This is a genomic window from Janthinobacterium woesei (assembly GCF_051380875.1).
Classification (GTDB): Bacteria; Pseudomonadota; Gammaproteobacteria; order Burkholderiales; family Burkholderiaceae_D; genus Janthinobacterium.
Window position 1 is genome coordinate 199,772 of the sequence record NZ_JBNYXW010000010.1, and the last position, 19,241, is coordinate 219,012.

Annotated in this window: 17 protein-coding genes and 1 pseudogene; 7 read left to right on the forward strand and 11 right to left on the reverse strand. The window is 64.1% G+C overall.

Annotated elements, in window-relative coordinates; all coding sequences use genetic code 11:
* Positions 1 to 184: 184 nt before the first annotated feature.
* The 3 genes from ACQ4W6_RS13780 (at position 185) to ACQ4W6_RS13790 (ending at position 3,672) form a co-directional block, all read left to right on the forward strand.
* On the forward strand, positions 185 to 1,354 hold the full coding sequence (locus ACQ4W6_RS13780) for a glycosyltransferase (protein WP_436567735.1): 1,170 nt from the start codon (positions 185 to 187) through the stop codon (positions 1,352 to 1,354).
* A gap of 189 nt (positions 1,355 to 1,543) precedes the next feature.
* The gene (locus ACQ4W6_RS13785; RefSeq protein WP_436567736.1) at positions 1,544 to 2,527 is read left to right on the forward strand and encodes an EDSAP-1 family PEP-CTERM protein; all 984 of its coding nucleotides are present in this window, start codon (positions 1,544 to 1,546) and stop codon (positions 2,525 to 2,527) included.
* 140 nt (positions 2,528 to 2,667) lie between these two features.
* Positions 2,668 to 3,672 carry an EDSAP-1 family PEP-CTERM protein gene (locus ACQ4W6_RS13790; RefSeq protein ID WP_436567737.1) on the forward strand — a complete coding sequence of 335 codons (1,005 nt, stop codon included), beginning with the start codon at positions 2,668 to 2,670 and terminating at the stop codon, positions 3,670 to 3,672.
* Positions 3,673 to 3,700: 28 nt separating this feature from the next.
* Here ACQ4W6_RS13790 and ACQ4W6_RS13795 read toward each other — a convergent pair whose 3' ends face one another.
* The 4 genes from ACQ4W6_RS13795 to ACQ4W6_RS13810 form a co-directional block, all read right to left on the reverse strand.
* A complete protein-coding gene (locus ACQ4W6_RS13795; RefSeq protein ID WP_436567738.1) occupies positions 3,701 to 4,801 on the reverse strand; it encodes a nitroreductase family protein in 1,101 nt (366 codons plus the stop codon).
* Complete coding sequence (locus ACQ4W6_RS13800) at positions 4,801 to 5,670, reverse strand: ThiF family adenylyltransferase (RefSeq protein ID WP_436567739.1); 870 nt, start codon at positions 5,668 to 5,670, stop codon at positions 4,801 to 4,803. Before ACQ4W6_RS13800 ends, ACQ4W6_RS13795 begins: the two co-directional genes overlap by 1 nt.
* Before the next feature lie 154 nt (positions 5,671 to 5,824).
* Complete coding sequence (locus ACQ4W6_RS13805) at positions 5,825 to 6,022, reverse strand: hypothetical protein (RefSeq protein ID WP_010399555.1); 198 nt, start codon at positions 6,020 to 6,022, stop codon at positions 5,825 to 5,827.
* 95 nt (positions 6,023 to 6,117) lie between these two features.
* The gene (locus tag ACQ4W6_RS13810; RefSeq protein ID WP_436567740.1) at positions 6,118 to 8,970 is read right to left on the reverse strand and encodes a M16 family metallopeptidase; all 2,853 of its coding nucleotides are present in this window, start codon (positions 8,968 to 8,970) and stop codon (positions 6,118 to 6,120) included.
* A 264-nt stretch (positions 8,971 to 9,234) separates the two neighbouring features.
* Here ACQ4W6_RS13810 and ACQ4W6_RS13815 point away from each other — a divergent pair, with 264 nt between their 5' ends.
* The 4 genes and pseudogenes from ACQ4W6_RS13815 to ACQ4W6_RS13830 all read left to right on the forward strand — a co-directional run.
* Positions 9,235 to 10,050: an MlaE family ABC transporter permease gene (locus ACQ4W6_RS13815; protein ID WP_436567792.1), complete on the forward strand. Its 816-nt coding sequence runs from the start codon at positions 9,235 to 9,237 to the stop codon at positions 10,048 to 10,050.
* 52 nt (positions 10,051 to 10,102) lie between these two features.
* A complete protein-coding gene (locus ACQ4W6_RS13820) occupies positions 10,103 to 11,125 on the forward strand; it encodes an MlaD family protein (protein ID WP_436567741.1) in 1,023 nt (340 codons plus the stop codon).
* Positions 11,122 to 11,793: a hypothetical protein gene (locus ACQ4W6_RS13825; protein WP_436567742.1), complete on the forward strand. Its 672-nt coding sequence runs from the start codon at positions 11,122 to 11,124 to the stop codon at positions 11,791 to 11,793. The genes ACQ4W6_RS13820 and ACQ4W6_RS13825 overlap by 4 nt, the downstream gene beginning before the upstream one ends.
* A gap of 116 nt (positions 11,794 to 11,909) precedes the next feature.
* Positions 11,910 to 12,519: pseudogene (locus ACQ4W6_RS13830) on the forward strand (sensor histidine kinase); the annotation flags it as partial.
* On the opposite strand, the gene nosR reads toward ACQ4W6_RS13830, so the two are convergent.
* The 7 genes from nosR to ACQ4W6_RS13865 all read right to left on the reverse strand — a co-directional run bounded on the left by nosR (position 12,516) and on the right by ACQ4W6_RS13865 (position 19,219).
* The gene (gene nosR / locus ACQ4W6_RS13835) at positions 12,516 to 13,853 is read right to left on the reverse strand and encodes a response regulator c-di-GMP phosphodiesterase, NosR family (RefSeq protein WP_436567743.1); all 1,338 of its coding nucleotides are present in this window, start codon (positions 13,851 to 13,853) and stop codon (positions 12,516 to 12,518) included. The pseudogene ACQ4W6_RS13830 and the gene nosR sit on opposite strands and share 4 nt — an antisense overlap.
* Positions 13,850 to 15,328 (reverse strand): ATP-binding protein, encoded by a 1,479-nt coding sequence (locus tag ACQ4W6_RS13840; RefSeq protein WP_436567744.1) that lies wholly within the window; start codon positions 15,326 to 15,328, stop codon positions 13,850 to 13,852. Before ACQ4W6_RS13840 ends, nosR begins: the two co-directional genes overlap by 4 nt.
* A gap of 14 nt (positions 15,329 to 15,342) precedes the next feature.
* Positions 15,343 to 16,191 (reverse strand): HDOD domain-containing protein, encoded by an 849-nt coding sequence (locus tag ACQ4W6_RS13845; protein ID WP_436567745.1) that lies wholly within the window; start codon positions 16,189 to 16,191, stop codon positions 15,343 to 15,345.
* Positions 16,188 to 16,526, reverse strand: coding sequence for a hypothetical protein (locus ACQ4W6_RS13850; protein ID WP_436567746.1), 339 nt, complete (start codon positions 16,524 to 16,526; stop codon positions 16,188 to 16,190). Before ACQ4W6_RS13850 ends, ACQ4W6_RS13845 begins: the two co-directional genes overlap by 4 nt.
* Positions 16,523 to 17,401: a response regulator gene (locus tag ACQ4W6_RS13855; protein WP_436567747.1), complete on the reverse strand. Its 879-nt coding sequence runs from the start codon at positions 17,399 to 17,401 to the stop codon at positions 16,523 to 16,525. Before ACQ4W6_RS13855 ends, ACQ4W6_RS13850 begins: the two co-directional genes overlap by 4 nt.
* A gap of 4 nt (positions 17,402 to 17,405) precedes the next feature.
* Entirely contained in the window at positions 17,406 to 17,870 is a 465-nt protein-coding gene (locus tag ACQ4W6_RS13860; protein ID WP_436567748.1) for a hypothetical protein, read from the reverse strand.
* Positions 17,871 to 17,956: 86 nt separating this feature from the next.
* Positions 17,957 to 19,219: a DEAD/DEAH box helicase gene (locus ACQ4W6_RS13865; protein WP_436567749.1), complete on the reverse strand. Its 1,263-nt coding sequence runs from the start codon at positions 19,217 to 19,219 to the stop codon at positions 17,957 to 17,959.
* Positions 19,220 to 19,241 lie beyond the last annotated feature (22 nt).

The window sequence follows — 19,241 nt, forward strand, 5'->3', positions numbered from 1 at the left end:
AGACGATGCGCGCAAATCCTGGCGCCCGGCAGTGGCGCCATGCTGCGGGAACTAAACGCTTCAACGCCAATCCAATATCTGAAGCATCCAATTAACCAGGAGCGCAGGAACTCCCTCACCGATGGCGCGCACAAAAATTCTTTTTATGGCCGAGGCCGTAACACTGGCCCATGTCGGGCGCCCGTTGAGTCTGGCACAAGGCCTGGCCGAGGAGTTGTACGACGTGCATTTTGCCTGCGCCGACGGCTACGACTTTTGTTTCAAGCAAACGTCCTTCCGGCGCTGGCGCATCGACAGCATTTCATCGCAGCAATTCCTGCAAGCCTTGGCCAAGGGCAAGCCTGTCTACACGGAAAGCACCTTGCAGGCATATGTGGAAGACGACCTGCACCTGCTCAAGGCCGTCCAGCCCGATCTCGTGATCGGCGACTTTCGCCTGTCGCTGTCCATCAGTGCGCGCCTGCAGGGCATTGCCTACATTGCCGTCAGCAATGCTTACTGGAGCCCCCACGTGCGCCAGCATTACACGGTGCCCAGCCTGCCCCTGACGGGCGTGCTGCCCATCTGGCTGGCCAATCCCCTGTTTCGTCTGATCCGCCCGCTGGCCTTCGCCTCGCATGCCGTGCCCCTGAACCGCGTGCGCCGCCGCCATGGCTTGCCGTCGCTGGGCGGCGACCTGCGCCGCATCTATACGGATGCCGACCGCACGCTGTATGCAGATATCCCGCAACTGTTCCCACCGCAGGCCATGCCGCCCACGCATGACTACCTGGGCGCCGTCATCTGGGCTCCGCCCGTCGAGCTGCCGGACTGGTGGCTGCGCCCAGAACTGAGCAGTGGGCGCCCCATCATCTATGTCACCCTGGGCAGTTCCGGCCAGGGCCAGCTGCTGCCCCGCGTGTTGCGCGCGCTGGCGCCGCTGCCCGTCACCGTGCTGGCGGCCACGGCCGGCACCATCCGCGTCGATACCGTGCCGCCGAATGCCTTCGTGGCCACCTTCTTGTCGGGCGACGCAGCCGCGCGGCGCGCCAGCCTGGTCATTTGCAACGGCGGCAGCCCCACCAGCCAGCAAGCGCTGACGGCAGGCGTGCCCGTGATCGGCATCGCTGGCAACCTCGACCAGTTCCTCAACATGCACGGCATCGTGGGCGCCGGCGCCGGCCTGCTGCTGCGCGCCGACCGCTTCCGCGAAGCGGCCCTGCGCCATGCCGCCATGCGGATGCTGGACGATGGCCAGGCCAGGCTGGCGGCGCAGCAACTGATGGCGGCATTTTGCCACTACGTGCCGGGGCAGCGCCTGCAGGCGCATATGCAAGCGCTGTTGTCGCCTGCGCCGCACGGCGGCCAGCCTTGACAGCGCGGCGTCGGTTTTTCTTACAGCACGCCGGCTTGGCCCTGCAGCACGTCAACAAAAGCACGCCAAGTCCTTGATTTCAAAAGAACCTCATACGTTGGCATGGAAGTCGCTTAGTACTGGCCATGAGCACCTGCCCACAGGACTCAGGCAAGACTTCCTGCCCCACTCAACCACGAGGTAAGCAAAATGAAACTGTCTCATTTAAAATTGGTCCCGGCAGCTGCGGCACTGGCCATGCTGTGCGCCGCCGGCAGCGCACAGGCGGGCGCCTACGGCTATTCCTACAACAACATCTTTGGCTTGGTGATCGCCGTGCCAACGGGCCAGATCACGGTAGCCAACAGCACCACCATTTCGCGCAGCACGGCGACCCTGAACGGCGTGAGCGTCATCCAGGGCGGCGCTGGCTCGCTCGATGCCCCGCGCGCCAATGTCGGCGCCGTCACCAAGGGCCAGAACGACTTCACGCAGCAAGGACCGCTGGGCGACTATTCGCGCGGCGACGCGCAGATCGTCAGCACGCAGTTTCCCGCATTTCCAGCGGGCTCGACCTCCACGCAGGCAGTCAACGTGGCAGAAGCCCACCTCGACGGGCCATCCGGCACAGCCGATGCGTCCGGGCGCAATGGCTCGACCACGGGCTTTTCCGTCGATTTCATCGTCGGCTCACCCACGGCGACCCTGAGCTTTGACTTCCTGGCCTCGCCATTCATGCAAGTCTTCCTGCAAAGCACGGTGGGCACCGCGTCCTCGGCGACGGCCAACCTGGTGGTCACCTTCACCATCACCAATGCGACCGGCGCGACGGTGTTCAACTGGACACCCGATGGCGTGGTCAACTCGGGCATCTCGGGGGGCACGGAGTCGGTCGATGACGCCAGCCTGAACACCAGCCTGGCGACAAACTTCCTCACGCGCGGCAATCTGTTCACCTACGATCCCTCTGGTTGCGGCACGCCTGCGGGTACGGGCGTGGGCACCGCTTGCGGCAGCGACTTCAGCGCCGTCAGCAATACCTTGGCGGCCGGCAACTACACGCTGACCCTGAACGCGGTGGAAAGCGTGGACCTGGTGAAACAGGCAGCGGCGCCGGAACCAGGCACCCTGGCACTACTGGGCCTGGGCCTGGCAGGGCTGGGCTATGCCAGCCGCCGGAAGGTCAGCAGCTGAAGCATGCCACAGGGGGATGCACAGGCGAGGGAAGTCTCCTCGCCTTTTTTACGCTGCAAGCGTGTCGGCGTTCCTTACAGCGCAGCCGGCATTTGCCGCCGGCCGCAGCGCCGCAGCACGATCAGGAGAGGAGGATGTCCATGAATAATTTTTCTTGCACACGGCGACCAATGGCCCTGCTGAGCTTGCTGAGCTTGCTGGGTTTGCTGTCGCTGGCAAGTAGCGGCGCTGCCAACGCTGCCGCGTATGGCTATGCGTACACGAGCGTCTTTGGCCTGGTCATCAGCAATCCCACGGGCTCGGCCACCGTGCTGAGCAACATCGACCTGTCGCACACCACCGCCACCCTCAACGGCAGCAACGTCATCCAGGGTGGCGGCAACGAGATTGACGCGCCGCAAGCGACGCGCGGCGCCGTCAGCAAGGGGCAAAATGATTTTACACAGCAAGGCATGGGCAATGCAGCGTACGCACGCGGCGAGGCGCAGATCATCACCTCGCAAATTCCGCCCTTCCCGCCCGGCTCGACCAGCACGCACACGGTCAACGCGGCGGAAACCTTTTTGACGGGCAACGGCAGCGCCGGCGCGTCGGGGCGCAACGGCTCGACCACCGCCCTAGCCGTCAATTTCCGCGTCGGCGAACCGGGCGCGACCCTGGCCTTCCAGTTCCAGGCCCTGCCCTTCATGCAACTGTACCTCGATGCCCTCGCCGGAACGGGGTCATCTGCCACCACGAATTTGGCGCTCACCTTCACCATCGTCGATGAAAATGGTCGGATCGTCTTCAACTGGACGCCCGACGGCAGCCTCGGCTCGGGCATCCTCGGTGGCAGCGAACTGGCAGACGACCTCAGCCTCAATACGGGCTACGCGCAAACGCCGCTCACCAGCGGCAGCGTGCTGACATACGACCCCAGCGGCTGCGGCGCGCCCGGCGGCACGGGCATCGGCACGCTCTGCGGCGGGCAGTATGGCGCCGTCACCGGCAACCTCGTCGCTGGCAGCTATGCGCTGGTATTGAACATGCTCAACAGTTCCAAACTGGCTTACGTGCCGGCCGCCACGCCGGTGCCGCTACCGGGCACCCTGCCGCTGCTGGCGGCGGGCCTGGCCATGCTGCTGAGCCTGGCGCGGCGGCGCTGACGTACCCGCGAATCAATGCCGCGCAGCTTCATTGCCGCGTCGCCGTCGCCAAGAGCAAGTCTTGCAGCGGGCGGCGCAAGGAGCGCGCCAGGGCCGGCGGACCGGCACCGATGCGCCCGAGAAACACGGCCCGCCCGGCCGCCGCCGCGCCCAGCACGGCCTGGCACTGCGCCGCCAGTTCCTGCGCCAGCTCCTGCAGGCCGTCGGTGCGCGAAAAGGCGCGCCGTTCGCGCACGTAGCGGGCAAAGATCAGCGGCGTCAGTTCCGGCTGCAATTGCAGGCCCAGCTGCGTGGCCGTCAGCCAAAAGCGCTGCATGGCGCGTCCGGCCGCCACGTAGTCATCAAGGTGGCGCGGCGGCGCATCGGCCAGCAAGACAAAATGCGCGGCGCAACAGATGCCAGGCAGCAGGTCCATCTGCAGCCGGGGCGCCAGGGTGCCCGCCAGCCAGGTATTGAAAAAATCCACACGGCGCCAGCTGTGCATGACCCAGCGCATCAGCCGCGCCGTCATCGGGTCGACGCCCAGCGCCTGGTCCGGCATGCGGTCTTCGCTGAAGCGGGCACCCCATTCGATCACGTCGCGGTGCACCCGGTGCGCCTCGGGCATGGTCAGGCGCAGCCTGGCATTATCAAACATCAATCGCGCGCAAGCCAGGCGCGCGCGCCAGCCTTCGAACCACTCCACCTGGTAGCCGGCCGGCAAGCTGGCCGCCAGCGCGGCCTTTTCGCTGGCGCGCAGCCGGCGCGTGCTGAGCCGGCGCCGCTGCACGCTGCGCTGCGCCAGGAAGGCCGCCAGCGGATCGGGCTGCATGCCGGGATTGTCGACAAAATGCACATCAAAGGTGGGCAGGCTGTCGGGCATGGCCGTGCGCCGCCGCGCTTCCATGCGCAAGCCGTGGCAGCTGGCCGCCAGCGCCATGCTTTCCAGCAAGGCGCCCAGCGATAGCTGGCTGGGATGGCCGTCGAGGTCATACACGCTATGCGCGCGCGTGTCGAAGCCATGCACGACGACATGCCTGGCAGCCAAGATTTCAAAGCGCCAAGGCTGCGTGTTGTCGCCGCTGGGCGCCCAGCGCGCCTGTTCGAGGATGTTTTCCAGCACCAGGTCGAGCTGCAATGCTTGCGTCATCACGCCCCCTGCGCCGCACGGCGCCGCTTGATGATGGCCATCGCCAGGCGCTGCAGCGGATGGCGGTTGCCACCCGGACGCCATGTGCGCACGAGCTTGTTGCGGTAGGCGTCGAAATGCATGCCGTGCGGCGCCGCCATCACCTTGCCACGCTTCAACAATATCTTCAGCGCCTCGGTGGCGGCCGCGCCCGCGCACAGTTGGCAGCCCATGATGGTCGATGGCCCGCGCCGCTCCTTCAGGTTGATGGCGGACGGGTCGACCAGATAGAGACCGTGCAGGCCGGCCGGCGCCAGGCCGACGAGGAAGCGCAGGGCTTTTTCTTCATCGGGCAAGTCGCCCCAGCCAAAGTAATCCTCGAACGTCATCTTGCCCGGCATAAAGCTGAGCACGGCCGTGCCCATGCCCAGCGGCGCGGCCGTAATCGATGCAATGCCCAGGCGCGCGCACATGGCGAAGGTGGCCTGGCGCGCGGGAAAGGCGAAGAAATCCAGACCATCCACGTACAGGTCGACACCGTCGAAAAACTCGGCCAGGTTGCTGTCGTTCACACCGTCGGGAAATTGCTTGATTTCAAGTTCGGGATTGATATCGCGCGCCATCTGCGCCAGCGCGGCCACCTTGGGCTGGCCCAGGGTGGAGACCATGGCACCGGCCTGACGGTTGAAATTGGCGATATCGAAAGTGTCGAAATCGGCGATGTGGAAGGCGCCGATGCCCAGCCGCGCCAGGGTCAGCAAATGCACGCCGCCCACGCCGCCCATGCCGGCAATGGCCACGCGCTTGCCGCGCAAGCTGTCCTGCTCCACCTGCGTGACCCAGCCCAGGTTGCGGGCGAACGCCGCGTGATAGGAAAAACCGTCTGTCATGCTCACCTCTACTGTGCGTCCATTGCGGACCAAGAAAAGTTTGACAGCCAGTCAGGCAATAAGTTCCGTGAACTTGAAAAAAAAGGGGCGGCGCTACCGGGCTGATGCCCGGCAGGCACCGCCCGCACTGTATTGCCAAAGTCTTGCCTGAGGGTCAGGCCAAGGCTTCCTTGGCTGCCTCTTCCGGTGTCAAGCCGTCATAAAACTGGTCGGTAAACCACTCGACCTGCTCTTCGATATGATCTTGCGCCTGCGCCACGGTGGCGCCACCGGCCACGAGGAAGCCTTCGACCTCGATGCACCAGTTGATCAATTCCAGGGTTTCCGGATCGAGTTCTTCTTTCTTAGCCATGTTGCATCTTCCTTGCGTGGTGGTTATTTGCTGCGGTATCACATCAATAGCCTACAGTTTAACAGGCTCGCCACCCAGCCGGTGTCTGCGCTACATCAAGGCGTGCCAGTGGCAGCGACATTCTTGCGTTCCGGATACAGCACCACCTGCACATAGTTGTTCATGTTCAAGTACCGCTGCGCCGCCTGCTTCACGGCTTGCGGCGTGATGGCACGCACGCGCTGCTCGAAGCGCAGGATTTGCGCCGGGTCGCGCCCCTGCGTCACCGAACCCATCAACTGGCTCATCCAGTAGGGGTTTTCGCGCAGCGACTTTTGCTGGCGCGTGATCCAGTTCAGCTTGACCTTTTCCAGGTCCGCCGCCGATGGCCCCTCCGTCTTCATCCTGTGCATTTCGGCAAAGGCGGCGGCGATGACCTTGTCCACGTTTTCCGGTCCCGTCGGCAAGTTCAGGGCCACCGAATAATGGCCGTACGGATGCTGGCCCATGGTCGTTTCGAAACCGCCGCCATAGATCATGCCCATCTTTTCGCGCAGCACCTCGATGACCTTCAGGTTAAGCACCTCGCCCAGTGCCTGTAGGGTCAGTTTCTGCTCATCCGAGTACGCCACGTCGCCATGGAAAGTGATCGAAATCGTACTCTTGGGCTCACTGCCCATGTAGATGTCTTTCTTGACCACCCCGGCCGCCGGGCGCAGGCCCACGTCGCGGTAGGCGTGCGGCACTTCGGCCACCGGCAAGGTGCTCAGGTAGCTGGCGATCAGGGGCTTGATCTTGTCGAGTTCGAAACTGCCCGCAAAGACGAAGGTCATGTCGCGCGCGCTGGAAAAACGCTGGCGGAAGATCTCGAGCGAGCGGTCCAGCCCCACCTTGTCGAAATCGGCCACGCGCGGCACACCGTCGACGCGGGGGCTGTCGCCAAACGTGGCATGTTCGATGGCATCGTAAAACACCGCTTCGGGCTGCGCCATGCTGTTTTTCGCCAGGTCTTGCTGCTTGCCGATGAAGGACTGGTACAGGCCCGCATCCTTGCGCACGTCCTTGAAATACAGCGTCACCAGTTGCAGCATGGATTCCACATCGGCGCTGCTCGACGAGCCGCCAAAGCCTTCGCTCAGTTCGCCCAGCGAGGCGCCCACGTTGACGGTCTTGCCGGCCATCACTTTTTGCAAGTCCAGCGGCGCCAAATCCTTCAAGCCCATGCTGCCGACGATGGCGCTGGCATAGCGGGCGTTGTAAATGTCGGCATCGCCAAACAGCGACTGGCCGCCGAAGCGGGTCGACCCCATCAGCACCTGGTCATTCTTGAAGTCCGTGGGTTTGAGCAGCACGCGCACGCCATTGCCGAGTGTCAATTCCGTCACGCCGATGGCGCTATTGAATTTTTCAGCGACGATGCTGCCACCGGCCGGCGGGCCGTCCATCAGCTTGCTGGCGAATACTCTTTCCGTGCGCGGCGCGATTTTTTGCTGCTCGGCCTTGGCTACCGCGTCGAGCAATTGCTGCTGCGTCGGCACGCTGGGAGTTGCATCACCGGCCTTCGGCTCGGCGCCCATGAAGACCACCAGTTTCTTTTGCTGGCCAGGGATGACCTTGGCGACAATGTCGTTAATTTCCTGCAAGCTTAGCTGCGGCAAGAGTTCCTGTGCGTACAGCAACTCATTGGCGATGCCGGGGATGGCTTCCCGCTCCAGGAAGTTGCGCGAATACTCGGCCACGAAACCGGCCGAATCGGACTTGTCGCGCTCGCTGTATGCGCGCTGGTAGTTGCGCAGCATATTCTTGCGCGCCCGGTCCAGCTCATCCTGGCTGAAACCGAAGCGGCGCGCCCGCTCATCTTCTTGCACCAGCGCATCAACGGCCGGCTGCACGCCGCCCTTGCCCAGCAAGGCATACGCGCTGAACGATTCATAGCCACGCACCAGCTTGCCCATGCTGCTGCCGCCCTGGATGAAGGGCGGATTGGCTTGCTGCGACAATTCCTGCATGCGCGCGCTGAGCATTTGCCCATACAGGTTTTCGATCATCTGGCGGCGGTAGTCGGCAATGGTGACGGCTTCCTGCGCCGGACGAATCGGATAGCGGATGAAGACCGTATCGTCGGCCGCTTCCTTGTCGGTGATCACCAGCGCTTCCGTCTGCGAGCGCTGCGGCACCTCGGCATACATGCGCGGACGCGCTTGCGCCGGATTTTTCAGCTTGCCGAAATGCTGGCGTATCATCGCTTCGGCCTGCTTCGGCTCCACATCGCCCACCACCATCACGGCCATCAGGTCGGGACGGTACCAGTCTTTATAGAAACGCTTGATGGCTTCCGGCTTGAAGGTTTTCAGCACCGATTCCTTGCCGATCGGCATGCGTTCGGCATAGCGCGAACCGTTCAGCAGTTTCGGATACAGCACCTTGTTCATGCGGTCGCTGGCGCCCTTGCCCAGGCGCGCCTCTTCCAGCACGATGCCGCGCTCGCTGTTGATGTCGGCCGGATTGAATTTCAAGCCATGCGCCCAGTCTTCCAGCACGAGAAAACCCTTTTCCAGGTTTTCCTTCTTGTTCGTCGGGATCGGCAGCACGTACACGGTTTCATCGAAGCTGGTGTAGGCGTTCAGGTCGGCGCCGAATTTCACGCCGATCGATTGCAAATATGAAATTAGTTCATTGCGTTTGAAATGCGTGGAACCATTGAAAGCCATGTGCTCCGTGAAATGCGCCAGGCCTTGCTGGTCGTCGTCTTCCAGGATGGAACCGGCTTTCACCACCAGGCGCAATTCGACTTTCTGCGCGGGTCTGGCATTTTTCTTGATGTAATAGGTCAAGCCGTTCGGCAGTTTTCCAACGGTAACTTCTGGTGCCAGCGGCAAGGGATCGCTCAAACGGATTTCCGCCTGGGCCATGCAGGCGCACGCCAGCAAGACGGCGCCCGAGACCAGGCGTAATTTACTCAGCTTCATGTATTCTCAACGGTAAGATTCAGTAAGCGTACCTTACACTGAAATCCTGTTTCCGCAATTAAAAACAGCTTAGGGAAATCCGTTTCTCCCAGGGAACTTTACCGAATGGCGAGCTGGGCGGTACCCAGCCAGGATGTTCACCCTGTCAAGGCATTGCCAACGACGCCAAGCCAGCCAACCTGGTGCGCCCCTGCCACGTCTTTCCCCCGCGCGCGCGGCTGGAGAATCGCTTGTACGGAACGCGAGCAATGTTAAGATGCCATGATGACCCTCTCCGTCTCCCTCATCATCAGCCTGCGCCGCCTGCACCGGGCCACCATGGCCTGGCTGGGCAGCTGGTGGCGTATGCTGCATTTCGCCATCCTGGTGTTTTCGCTGGCGCTGTCGCCGTCGAGCTATAACCGCAACAACCGCCCCATCCTCGCGCACCGTCTGGTGATGAACACGGCGCCCAATCTGGTGTGGTTCAGCGTCGCCTGCGCGCTGGTCAGCCTGGTGCTGATACGCATCCTTGTCGTCAGCGCGCAAAGCTATGGCCTGTCGCGCTATGCGCTGGAAATGGTGGTGCGCGTGCTGGTGCTGGAACTGATCCCGCTGACGGCCGCCCTGTTCGTGGCGCTACGCCTGACTTTGCCCGACGGCATTGCGTTTGCGCAAATGCGCTCAAGCGGCGTGCTCGACACCATGCAGCGCCAGGGCGTCGACTTGCTGCGCCGTGAATACTTTCCGCGCGTCATGTCGGGCATCTTCGCCGTGTGGATGCTGGCCATCGTCAGCTGCGTCACCTCGCTGATCCTCGCCTACATCACCATCTACGGTTTCACGCCGTGGGCGCTGCAAGGCTACACGCGGGTGGTGGGGCAAATCTTCAATCCCGCCGTGGCCCTGATCCTGGTACTCAAAGTGGTGTTCTTCAGCTTTGCCGTGGCCCTGATTCCGCTCGCCTCGTCGTACTACCCGGAAGACCCGCACAGCCGCCGCAGCCGCCTGTGGGCCGCGCACGGCCTGTCCGAGATGCTGCGCCTGTTTTCTGTCATCCTGCTGATCGAAGTGGCCTCGCTGATGGGCAATTACTATTGATGCCCGCCAGCGGCCAGCGATCCCCGACCACCCCATACCAGAAGCCGACGCCATGAGCCAGAGCCAGAGCCCCCCACCCACTCCCGACCAGACCGACGTCACGGCGCCGGACGCCGCCCTGCCCGCGCCGCCGCCCGTGCGCCATGCCGAACTGAAGGCGGCCATCCTGCTCGTCTTCATGTTCGTGCTGGTGGTCGGCTCGGTGGTGTATTTGATGTATGCGCGCGGCGCCTTTGAGGCCACACAAACGCTGGTGCTGACGGCCGACGATTCGGACGGCGTGGGCGTGGGCGCCGACCTGACCTTTTCCGGCTTTCCCGTCGGCCGCGTGCAGCGCATCGAGCTGGCGCCGGACGGGCGGGCGCGCGTCATCATCGACGTGCCAAAGAAGGATGCGCACTGGCTGCGCACCAGCTCCATCTTCACCCTGGAACGGGGCATCGTGGGCGGCGCTAAGCTGCGTGCCTACAGCGGCATCCTGACCGATCCGCCGCTGCCCGACGACGCCACGCGCGACTTGCTGGTGGGCGACATGGCGGCCGAAATCCCGCGCCTGCTGTCGGCCGCGAAAGACTTGCTCAATAACGTGGCCAGCCTGACGGGCACCGATTCGGCGCTCGACGGCACCCTGCGCAATGTACAGGCCGTCACGGGCAAGCTCAGTGGCCCGGGCGGCGCCATGGGCCTGCTGACGGGCGACGACAAACAATCGCGCCTGCTGGTCGAGCGCGCCAACGCCCTGCTGTCCACGGCCGACCAGCTGGCGCGCCGCACGGACGCCCTGGTGGGCAATGCCGATACGCGCGTGTTTGGCGAGAAAGGCGTCATGACGGATGCGCAGGCAACCATCGTGCAACTCAATGCCCTCTTGGCCGACACGCGCAACAGCCTGAAAAAGGTCGACGCCGTGCTGGTCGAGGCGCAAGCCGTGGGCGCCAACGCCCGTGCCGCCACGGCGGACCTGGGCCCGCTGCGCGCCGACGTGGAAAGCAATCTGCGCAAGGTCGAGCAACTGGTCAATGAAATCAACCGCAAATGGCCATTCAAGCGCAATCCGGAGATCACCCTGCCATGAGTAAGATCAATATAGTCTTGTCCGCCCTGGCCGTGGCCGCGCTCGCTGCCTGCTCCAGCGGCCCGCCCGTGCCGGACTGGAAGATGAATGCGCAAAGTTCGATCGAGCGTTTTGAAGCGGCCTATTTGAACGGCAACGCGCTGGTCGAACAGACGGAATTCCAGCGCGCCCGCAGCCAGGTGGCCGGCACGGGCAAGATCGATCTGATCGCCAGGGTCGAGCTGCTGCGCTGCGCCACCCGCGTGGCCAGCCTGGCGTTCGACGCTTGCATGGGCTTCGAAGCGCTGCGCCAGGATGCCAGCCCGGCCGACCGCGCCTATGCAGCCTACCTGGCCGGCACGGCGCAGCCGGCCGACTTCGCCCTGCTGCCGGATGGCCAGCGCGCCGTGGCAGGCGCAGGCTCGGACGCGGCCGCAGCCAGCGCCGCGGCGGCCATCAAGGAGCCGCTGTCGCGCCTGGTGGCGGCCGGCGTGCTGCTGCGTGCCAACCGCGCCACGCCCGCCCTGCTCGACACGGCCGTCGCCACGGCATCGGACCAGGGCTGGCGCCGGCCGCTGCTGGCGTGGCTGGGCGTGCAGCGATTGCGCGCCGAACAGGCTGGCGACACGCAGGAAGCGCTGCGCATCGCGCGCCGCATGGCCATCGTGGGCCAGCCGCCGGCGCCATGAAGCCGCGCCCGTTAAAAGCGGGTCCGCCGCTGCCAGTTCGGGCATAATCGAACTTCGAAGCGATGCTGCAGGCGCGCGGCGAGCAACAACAACGACTGATCAGCCAGCTGCAAGACGCGCGCATGGTCCAGGTGCGCCAGCAAGCCGACCTGGCCTTCCTGCAAGCGGACATGGTCGAGCTGGTCGGCGAATCGATGGATGGCTTGAAACGGGTGCGCGACATCGTGCAGGCGCTGAAGGATTTTTCCCATGTGGGCGAGACACACTGGCAAACCGCCAGCCTGCATGCTGGCCTGGACAGCACCCTGAGCATCATCAGCAAGGAATTGAAATACAAGGCGCGCATTCGAGAAGCAGTTTGGCGAATTGCCACAAATCAAATGCCTCGCCTCCCAGCTGAACCAGGTATTCATGAACCTGCTGGTCAACGCCGGACAAGCCATCAGCGGCGAAGGCGTGATCAGCATGCGCACCGGCCACGCCGATGGCTGGGTATGGGTGGAAATCGGCGATACGGGAACCGGCATCGCGCCCGAACACCTGAACCGCATCTTCGAACCCTTCTTCACCAGCAAGGCCGTGGGCAGCGGCACGGGCCTGGGCCTGTCGCTGTCATACGGTATCGTCATGCAACATGGCGGGCGCATCGACGTGGCTTCGGAACTGGGCCAAGGCACGCGCTTTACCGTTCACCTGCCCTTGAATCGCCCGGTAGCGAACGCCTAACTATCCTTCGGTGGCCGATACACGCGTATATTCAGGCGCCCGCCGTTCTTGCCCTCGAAATCGAGCAGCTGGGCAATCACGCGCGCCGTCAGCACATGCTCGACGGCGAGCAGCATCAGGCCGTCGCGGCTGATCAGGTCGCGCGACAGCACCATGCCCGGTTCCAGCTGACCCGACAGCACGGCCATGTCGCGCGGCGGCGTTTCCGTCTCATCCATGATGCTGCGGAAAGCGGCGACCACGGCCGGGTCGTAGCGCTTGCCGCTGCTGTCGTAGATCAGCGTCCTGGCCTCATCGGCGCGCAGGCTGCGCTGTACCATGGCACCGATCTGCAAACCGTCGTAATCGGATGCCAGCGCCAGGATGCGCGCGCCCCACGGAATCGCCAGGCCCGTCAAGCCATCGGGAAAGCCGGCGCCGTCGAAGCGTTCCAGCTGCGAGCGCAAAATGACGGAGACGGTGCGCAGTTCTTCGAGCGCCATCAGCAGTTGCTCGGCGCGCAGCGGATGCTTGCGGAACATGGACAGCTGCTCGCCGTTCCACGCGCTGGCCGGCAGGTCCAGCAAGGCGTCACTCAAGCTGAGCTTGCCAATATCCTTGAGCAAGGCCGCGATGAACACGTCGCGCGCTTCCTGCGCTTCCAGGCCCAGCGCCTGGGCCAGCTTGCGTGACAGCTCGGCCACCCTGCGCGCATGGCCCGCCAGCTTGCCGCCGCGCATCTCGATCAGAGTGGAAAACACCTTGATCGTGGTCACGAACGTGGCTTTGAGCTTGTCATTTGCCCCCTGCAACTCGTCATGCGACAGTTTCAGCTGCTCCGTGCGCTTGGCCACCTTCTCTTCCAGGCTGGCATTGAGCGCCTTGAGCTGCGCGTTCTGGCTTGCCGTGAGCGCTTCCAGGCGCACCTTGTCCTGTTCCAGCGCGCGCCGTTCCAGCGCATGGCGCACCACCAGCACGATGTCGCCCTCGTCCCACGGCTTGGTCACGTAGCGGTAAATCTCGCCCTTGTTGATGGCGTCGAGGATGGAATCGACATCGGCATAGCCGGTCAGCAGCAGCCGCATGGTGCCGGGCCAGCGCTGCCGCACCTGGGCCAGGAACTGCGCGCCGTCCATGTGCGGCATGCGCATGTCGGAGATGACCAGGTCCACCGTGTCGTTCTCGAGCAGGGCCAGGCCCGCCGCCCCGCTGTCGGCCGTCAGCACGCGGTAGCCATGCGGACGGAACAAACGCCGCAGCGAAGACAGGATATTGGGCTCATCGTCGACGCACAGGATGGTGGCCGGTGGCGCTGCGGGGAAGGTGTCCATGCTGCTCTGTTCGGTAAAAGTCATGACGTGGCGTCCTGTGGCACGCTGGGGTTGGCCTGGCGGATCGGCAGGATGATGCGGATGGTGGTGCCGCTGCCGACCACGCTACGCACATCGATGCGGCCGTGGTGCTTTTGCACCGTGCTGTAGGCCAGCGACAGCCCCAGCCCTGTGCCCTTGCCGACGGCCTTGGTGGTGAAAAACGGGTCAAAGATGCGCGACAGGTGCTCGGGGGCGATGCCGGAGCCAGTATCCTCGACCTCGATCCATACCTCCGCTTCGCTGGCGCGGCCCGTGCGCACGGTGATGCGGCCCCGCTGTTCGCCCATGGCGTGGGCCGCGTTGACGACCAGGTTCATGATCACCTGGTTCAGCTCGGAAGGCTGGCATTCGATATCGGGGATCTCGCCATACTGCCTGACGACGTCGGCCCTGTACTTGACTTCGTTATTGACGATGTTGAGCGTGGTGTCGATACCTTGGCGCAGGTCAGCCCAGACCCATTCCTGGTGCGCATCCGTGCGCGAAAAATCCTTCAAATCCTGCACGATGCGGCGCACGCGCACGATGCCCTCTTTCGATTCGTCCATCAGCAGCGGAATATCGGTGCGCAGGAAAGCCAGGTCGATTTGCTCGCGCAGCGCGCGCAGGCGCTGCGCCACCTCGGGCACGGCGATGCCCGGCTCGGCTTCCTCGTAGGCGTCGAGCATGCTGAACAGGTCGGCCAGATAGCCTTCCAGCATGCCGAAATTGGAAAACACATAGCCGATCGGATTATTGATCTCGTGCGCCACGCCGGCGGCCAGCTGGCCGATGGAAGCGAGCTTTTCCGATTGCAGCAGCTGTTGCTGGGCCAGCGACAGCTTGTTGTTCAATTCGGTCAGGGCCAGGTTGCGTTCACGCAGTTGCCTATCGGCGATCTCGCGCTGGCCGATATCCTCGGCCAGGCGCTCGTTCATCTCGGCCAGCTGGGCCGTGCGCTTGTCCACCAGGTGTTCCAGGTTGTCGTGCGCCTTGCGCAGCGCGCTCTCCGCATTGTGCCGCTCGGTCACATCGCGCAGGGTTTCGATGGCCCCCACCATGCGGCCCTGGCGGTCGCGCAGGGGCGCAGCCGTGAAGTGCAGCCAGTGGCCGTCGCTGCCGATATTGGCAAAGAAATCCTCGGCCTCATAGGCGCCGGGAATCACGGGAGAGCGCTTCAGCTTGCCTTGGTACAGTTCGCTCTCGCCGAGCGAGATATCGTCGGCCACCAGCAAATCGGCCAGACAGGCGCGCGGCTGTGGATAAAACGCCTTCCAGTGGTCGCGCGTGCCCACCATCTCGGCAGCGCCATAGCCCAGCAACTGCTCGCAGGCGCTGTTCCAGTGGGTAACCACATGCTCCGTATTGATGGCGAAGGTGGCCACCGGATGGCCGTCGAAAAACGCCGACAGCGCGATCGAGTCGGTCTGCCTGCGCTCAGGCATGACGCTCTTCGCCTGCCCTGCATCTGTTTCCATGACATCGTCCTTGTTCATACCAGCATGATCCGCGACATTTCGTCGAAAGTACGCTCGGTTTGCCGCAACAGTTCAAACCAGGCGGCATCGCTGAGCGCGAAACTGTGCCATCCGGCAGCTGACAGTGGCGGCACCAGCGCGTCGTCCAGGCCCGACAAGTCCAGCGCATGGGCGACGGCATTTGCCACGTGGATGAGCAGCGGCAAGCCTGCCCCGTCGGCCCGGTCGAGCCGGTCGATGGCATGATGATCAGCCACAGCTTGCTGTATCGCCACGGGAAATTTCCAGTAAGCGGCCATGGTGCTGCCCACCTGCGCATGATCGATGCCGATGACGGCCTGTTCAGCATCGGTCATCTGGCAGTCGTGCGTCTGGCGGTAGCTGCGGATAGCTGCGTGTTCGGCGGGAAATCGCGTCGCCAGCACCAGCGTGCCCAAATCGTGCAGCAGGCCAGCCGTGAACGCCGTTTCGGGGTTGAGCCGCAGGTGTGGCGCCAGCGTGCGGGCGGCCACGGCGGTGGCCAGCGAATGGCGCCAGAATGCATGGAAATCGAAGCCGCCGCCAGTCGGCGCGAAACTGCCCGTCAGCGCGCACGCCGTAACTACCGTGCGGATGCTGTGGAAGCCCAGCATGGAAACGGCTTGCGCAATGCTGGTGACCTTCGACTGCATGCCATAGAACGAGGAGTTGGCGATGCGCAGGGTCTTTGCCGCCAACGCCTGGTCCAGTTCGATCTTTTGCGCCAGTACATGCACGTCGATGTCTTCCTGGCCCATGCTTGAAAGCAGCTCAAGCACGACCGCAGGCAAGGCGGGCAATTCCTGGATTTGCCGGATGATATGTTCAAGACTTAGCGGTGTCATGGCAGGCCATCCTGTCGGTAGCGCTGCAACAAAGCTTGCAGTTCAGCGCCTGCGCAGTCCGGCGGCGTGGCGCGGAACAATACCTGCAGCCGCGCCAGTCGCAGCGTGCGCTCACGCTCGGCATGCGCCAGCGCGGCGGGGTCCGGCAGCGTTTCCTCGTCGGCGACGATGCAGCAGCTTTCCACGCCGCGCCGGCGCAGCGCGGTCAGGTTTGCCGCCGTCAAGGTGGCGCCCTGCGCCAGCAGCACTGCGCCGCTCGCGTCCATCAGCACCTGCGCCAGCACCATGCCCTCCTGCGCCAAGTCCAGGGGCATGTCGCGGCCTGCGGCGCTCATGATGCAGCCCCGCAGCGGCTCAGTGTCACCAGGCTGCCGCGCGATTGCGAATGCGCGCCCATGGGGTAAATCGCCACCGCATACGGCTGGCCGTCGATGGCGGCCAGGTGCTGCGCGCCATCGGCGATGCCCTTGTCCGCAAACAGATGCGGCAAGACGAGGGCCGCCTCGTTGCCCAGCAGGGCCGCGCCCCGCTCGAACAAGGCGGCCGCCGCCGTGTTGATGAAGGCAATCATGCCTTCATCATCGAGACCGATCACGGGCAGCGGCAGAAATTGCAGCAGTTCGCGGGCGATACCCAGGCTGACCTCGTCGCGGCTGATCTGGTGTTGTTGCTGGTGCACCAGCATCTGCATCGATGCATTGGCCGCCGCCAGGGCCAGGTTGACCTCGCGTAACTGATCGTTCAGGCGCACATTGTCATCGGCTATCCCCTTCAGGCGGAACGCCTCGGCAATGTGCTCGCGCAACTGGTGATCTTCCCAGGGCTTGGTAAGGAACTTGAAGATGGCACCCTCGTTGACGGCATCCGTGACCGCTTGCAGTTCGGTATAGCCCGACAGCATGATGCGTATGGTCTGCGGATACAGCAGCTTGGCCTTGCGCAGGAAATCGGCACCCAGCATGCCGGGCATGCGCTGGTCGGAGACGATCACGTCGACCGGATGACTGGCCAGCACGTCCAGCCCTTCCTGGCCGCTGCCGGCAGTGAGGATATGGTATTGATCGCGCCGCAGCAGGCGCTTGAGGGCGGCAAGGATATTTTGTTCGTCATCGACCAGCAGCAAGGTGCGCGGCGGCGTCCCGGGTAACTGTCCGGCGCCCGCTGCGACCCTGTCAGCGCCTGGCGTCACGTGCTCGTCGTGCATATTCATCGGATCATCCTGTCGTCGCCAAAGCGACATCGGGCTTGCCTTTATCGCGCCTGTCACGCACCGGCAGGACACAAGGCATGTCGCGGTAAAACACAAAGCCGCCCAGCCCCAGGGTTTTGGTGTCCGCCTTGACGCCATACACGAGGGCATGCCGGCCGCTATCGACCCGCAGCAAACCGGCATGCAGCGACTTGTCGGCGTGTGCCGATGCCAGCAACGGCGACGAGGATGGGGGCAGGAGCAAGGTCAGTTCGGATGCAGTGGCGTCATACGACCAGCGCGCCGGGTTGAAAAAAGTAAAGCCGCCGTCGAAGCGCAGCGCGCCATTTTTCAGCTGCGTCATGCAGATACCGGGAAATTCGCTGGGCGGGTTGTACCAGGTTGCCACCACTTCGCCCTTGCCGGGCGCCCCGGCACAGCCGGCCAGCAGCGCCAGCGATCCCGCCAGCATGATTATCTTCAGGTGCATGTTCATCCCGTTCAATTGCCGTATGGAACAACCATCTTAGTCCTGGATGACTGGCCGCTCTAGCGGCCAGCGCACATAAGGGCGATTTAGTTTTCGCCAGCCGCCTTGGCGGCATGCGCCGCCGCTTCGCGCAATTTATCTTTTTTACTCTTACGCGCACCCTTTACGCCGCCGTTGACACTATCGGTCGCGGTGCTGACAGCAGTCGGCTGTTCTGTCGGCTCGAAACCGGCCACCACTTCGCGCACGATGCGCAAGTCGTTGCGGTCTTCGATCAGGCGGAAATGCGCTTCCGTATCGGCCGTGATGAAGCTCACGGCCGTGCCGCTCTCGCCGGCGCGGCCCGTGCGGCCGATGCGGTGCGTGTAATCGACGGCCGAACGGGGCAAGTCGTAATTGACGACGGCAGGCAAGCCGGCGATGTCGATGCCGCGCGCGGCCACGTCGGTGGCCACCAGCACTTGCAGGCGCCCGGCCTTGAAGTCGGCCAGCAACTGGCTGCGCGTGCCCTGGCTGAATTCACCGTGGAAGGCGCCCACGTGCAGGCCGGCGCGCTGCAGCTTGTCGGCCACGTGTTCGGCCGCATACTTGGTGGCAACAAACACCAGCACGCGCTCCCACTGCTGCTGCAAAATCAGATACCGCAGCAGCTGCGTGCGGCGCGCCACGTCGACCGTGATGGCGCGCTGCACGATGTCGGGCTTGTCCTGCGGCTCGGACGCCACTTCGATGCGCGCGGGGTTTGTCAGCAGGCTGTCGGCCAGCGCCTGCACGCTGTCGGGGAAGGTGGCCGAGAAAAACAGGTTTTGCCGCTTGGCCGGCAACAGCGCCAAAATCGCGTCGATCTCTTCGCTGAAACCCATGTCGAGCAAGCGGTCAGCCTCGTCGAGCACAAACAGCGACACGCCGCCCAGCTTGACGGCATTTTGCCGCACCAGGTCCAGCAGGCGGCCCGGCGTGGCGACGACGATATCGGCGCCACCGCGCAAGTCCATCATCTGCGGGTTGATCGACACGCCGCCAAACAGCACGGATATCTTCAATTTGATCGGCAGTGGCTTGGCCAGCCCATGCACGGTCTGCCCCACCTGCGCGGCCAGCTCGCGCGTGGGCACCAGGATCAGCGCGCGCACCTGGCGCGGGCCGATCGCTGGCGCCATCAGCGCCTGCAGCAGCGGCAGCGCATAGGCGGCCGTCTTGCCGGAGCCCGTCTGGGCCGCGCCCAGCACGTCGCTGCCGCGCAGGATGGCGGGAATGGCGGCCGCCTGGATGGCCGTCGGCGCGGCATAGCCGGCCTTTTCAACGGCGCGGACCAGAGAAGGGATCAGCCCCAGTGAGGAAAATGGCATAGCGGGCCTTCTTTTTTATGCG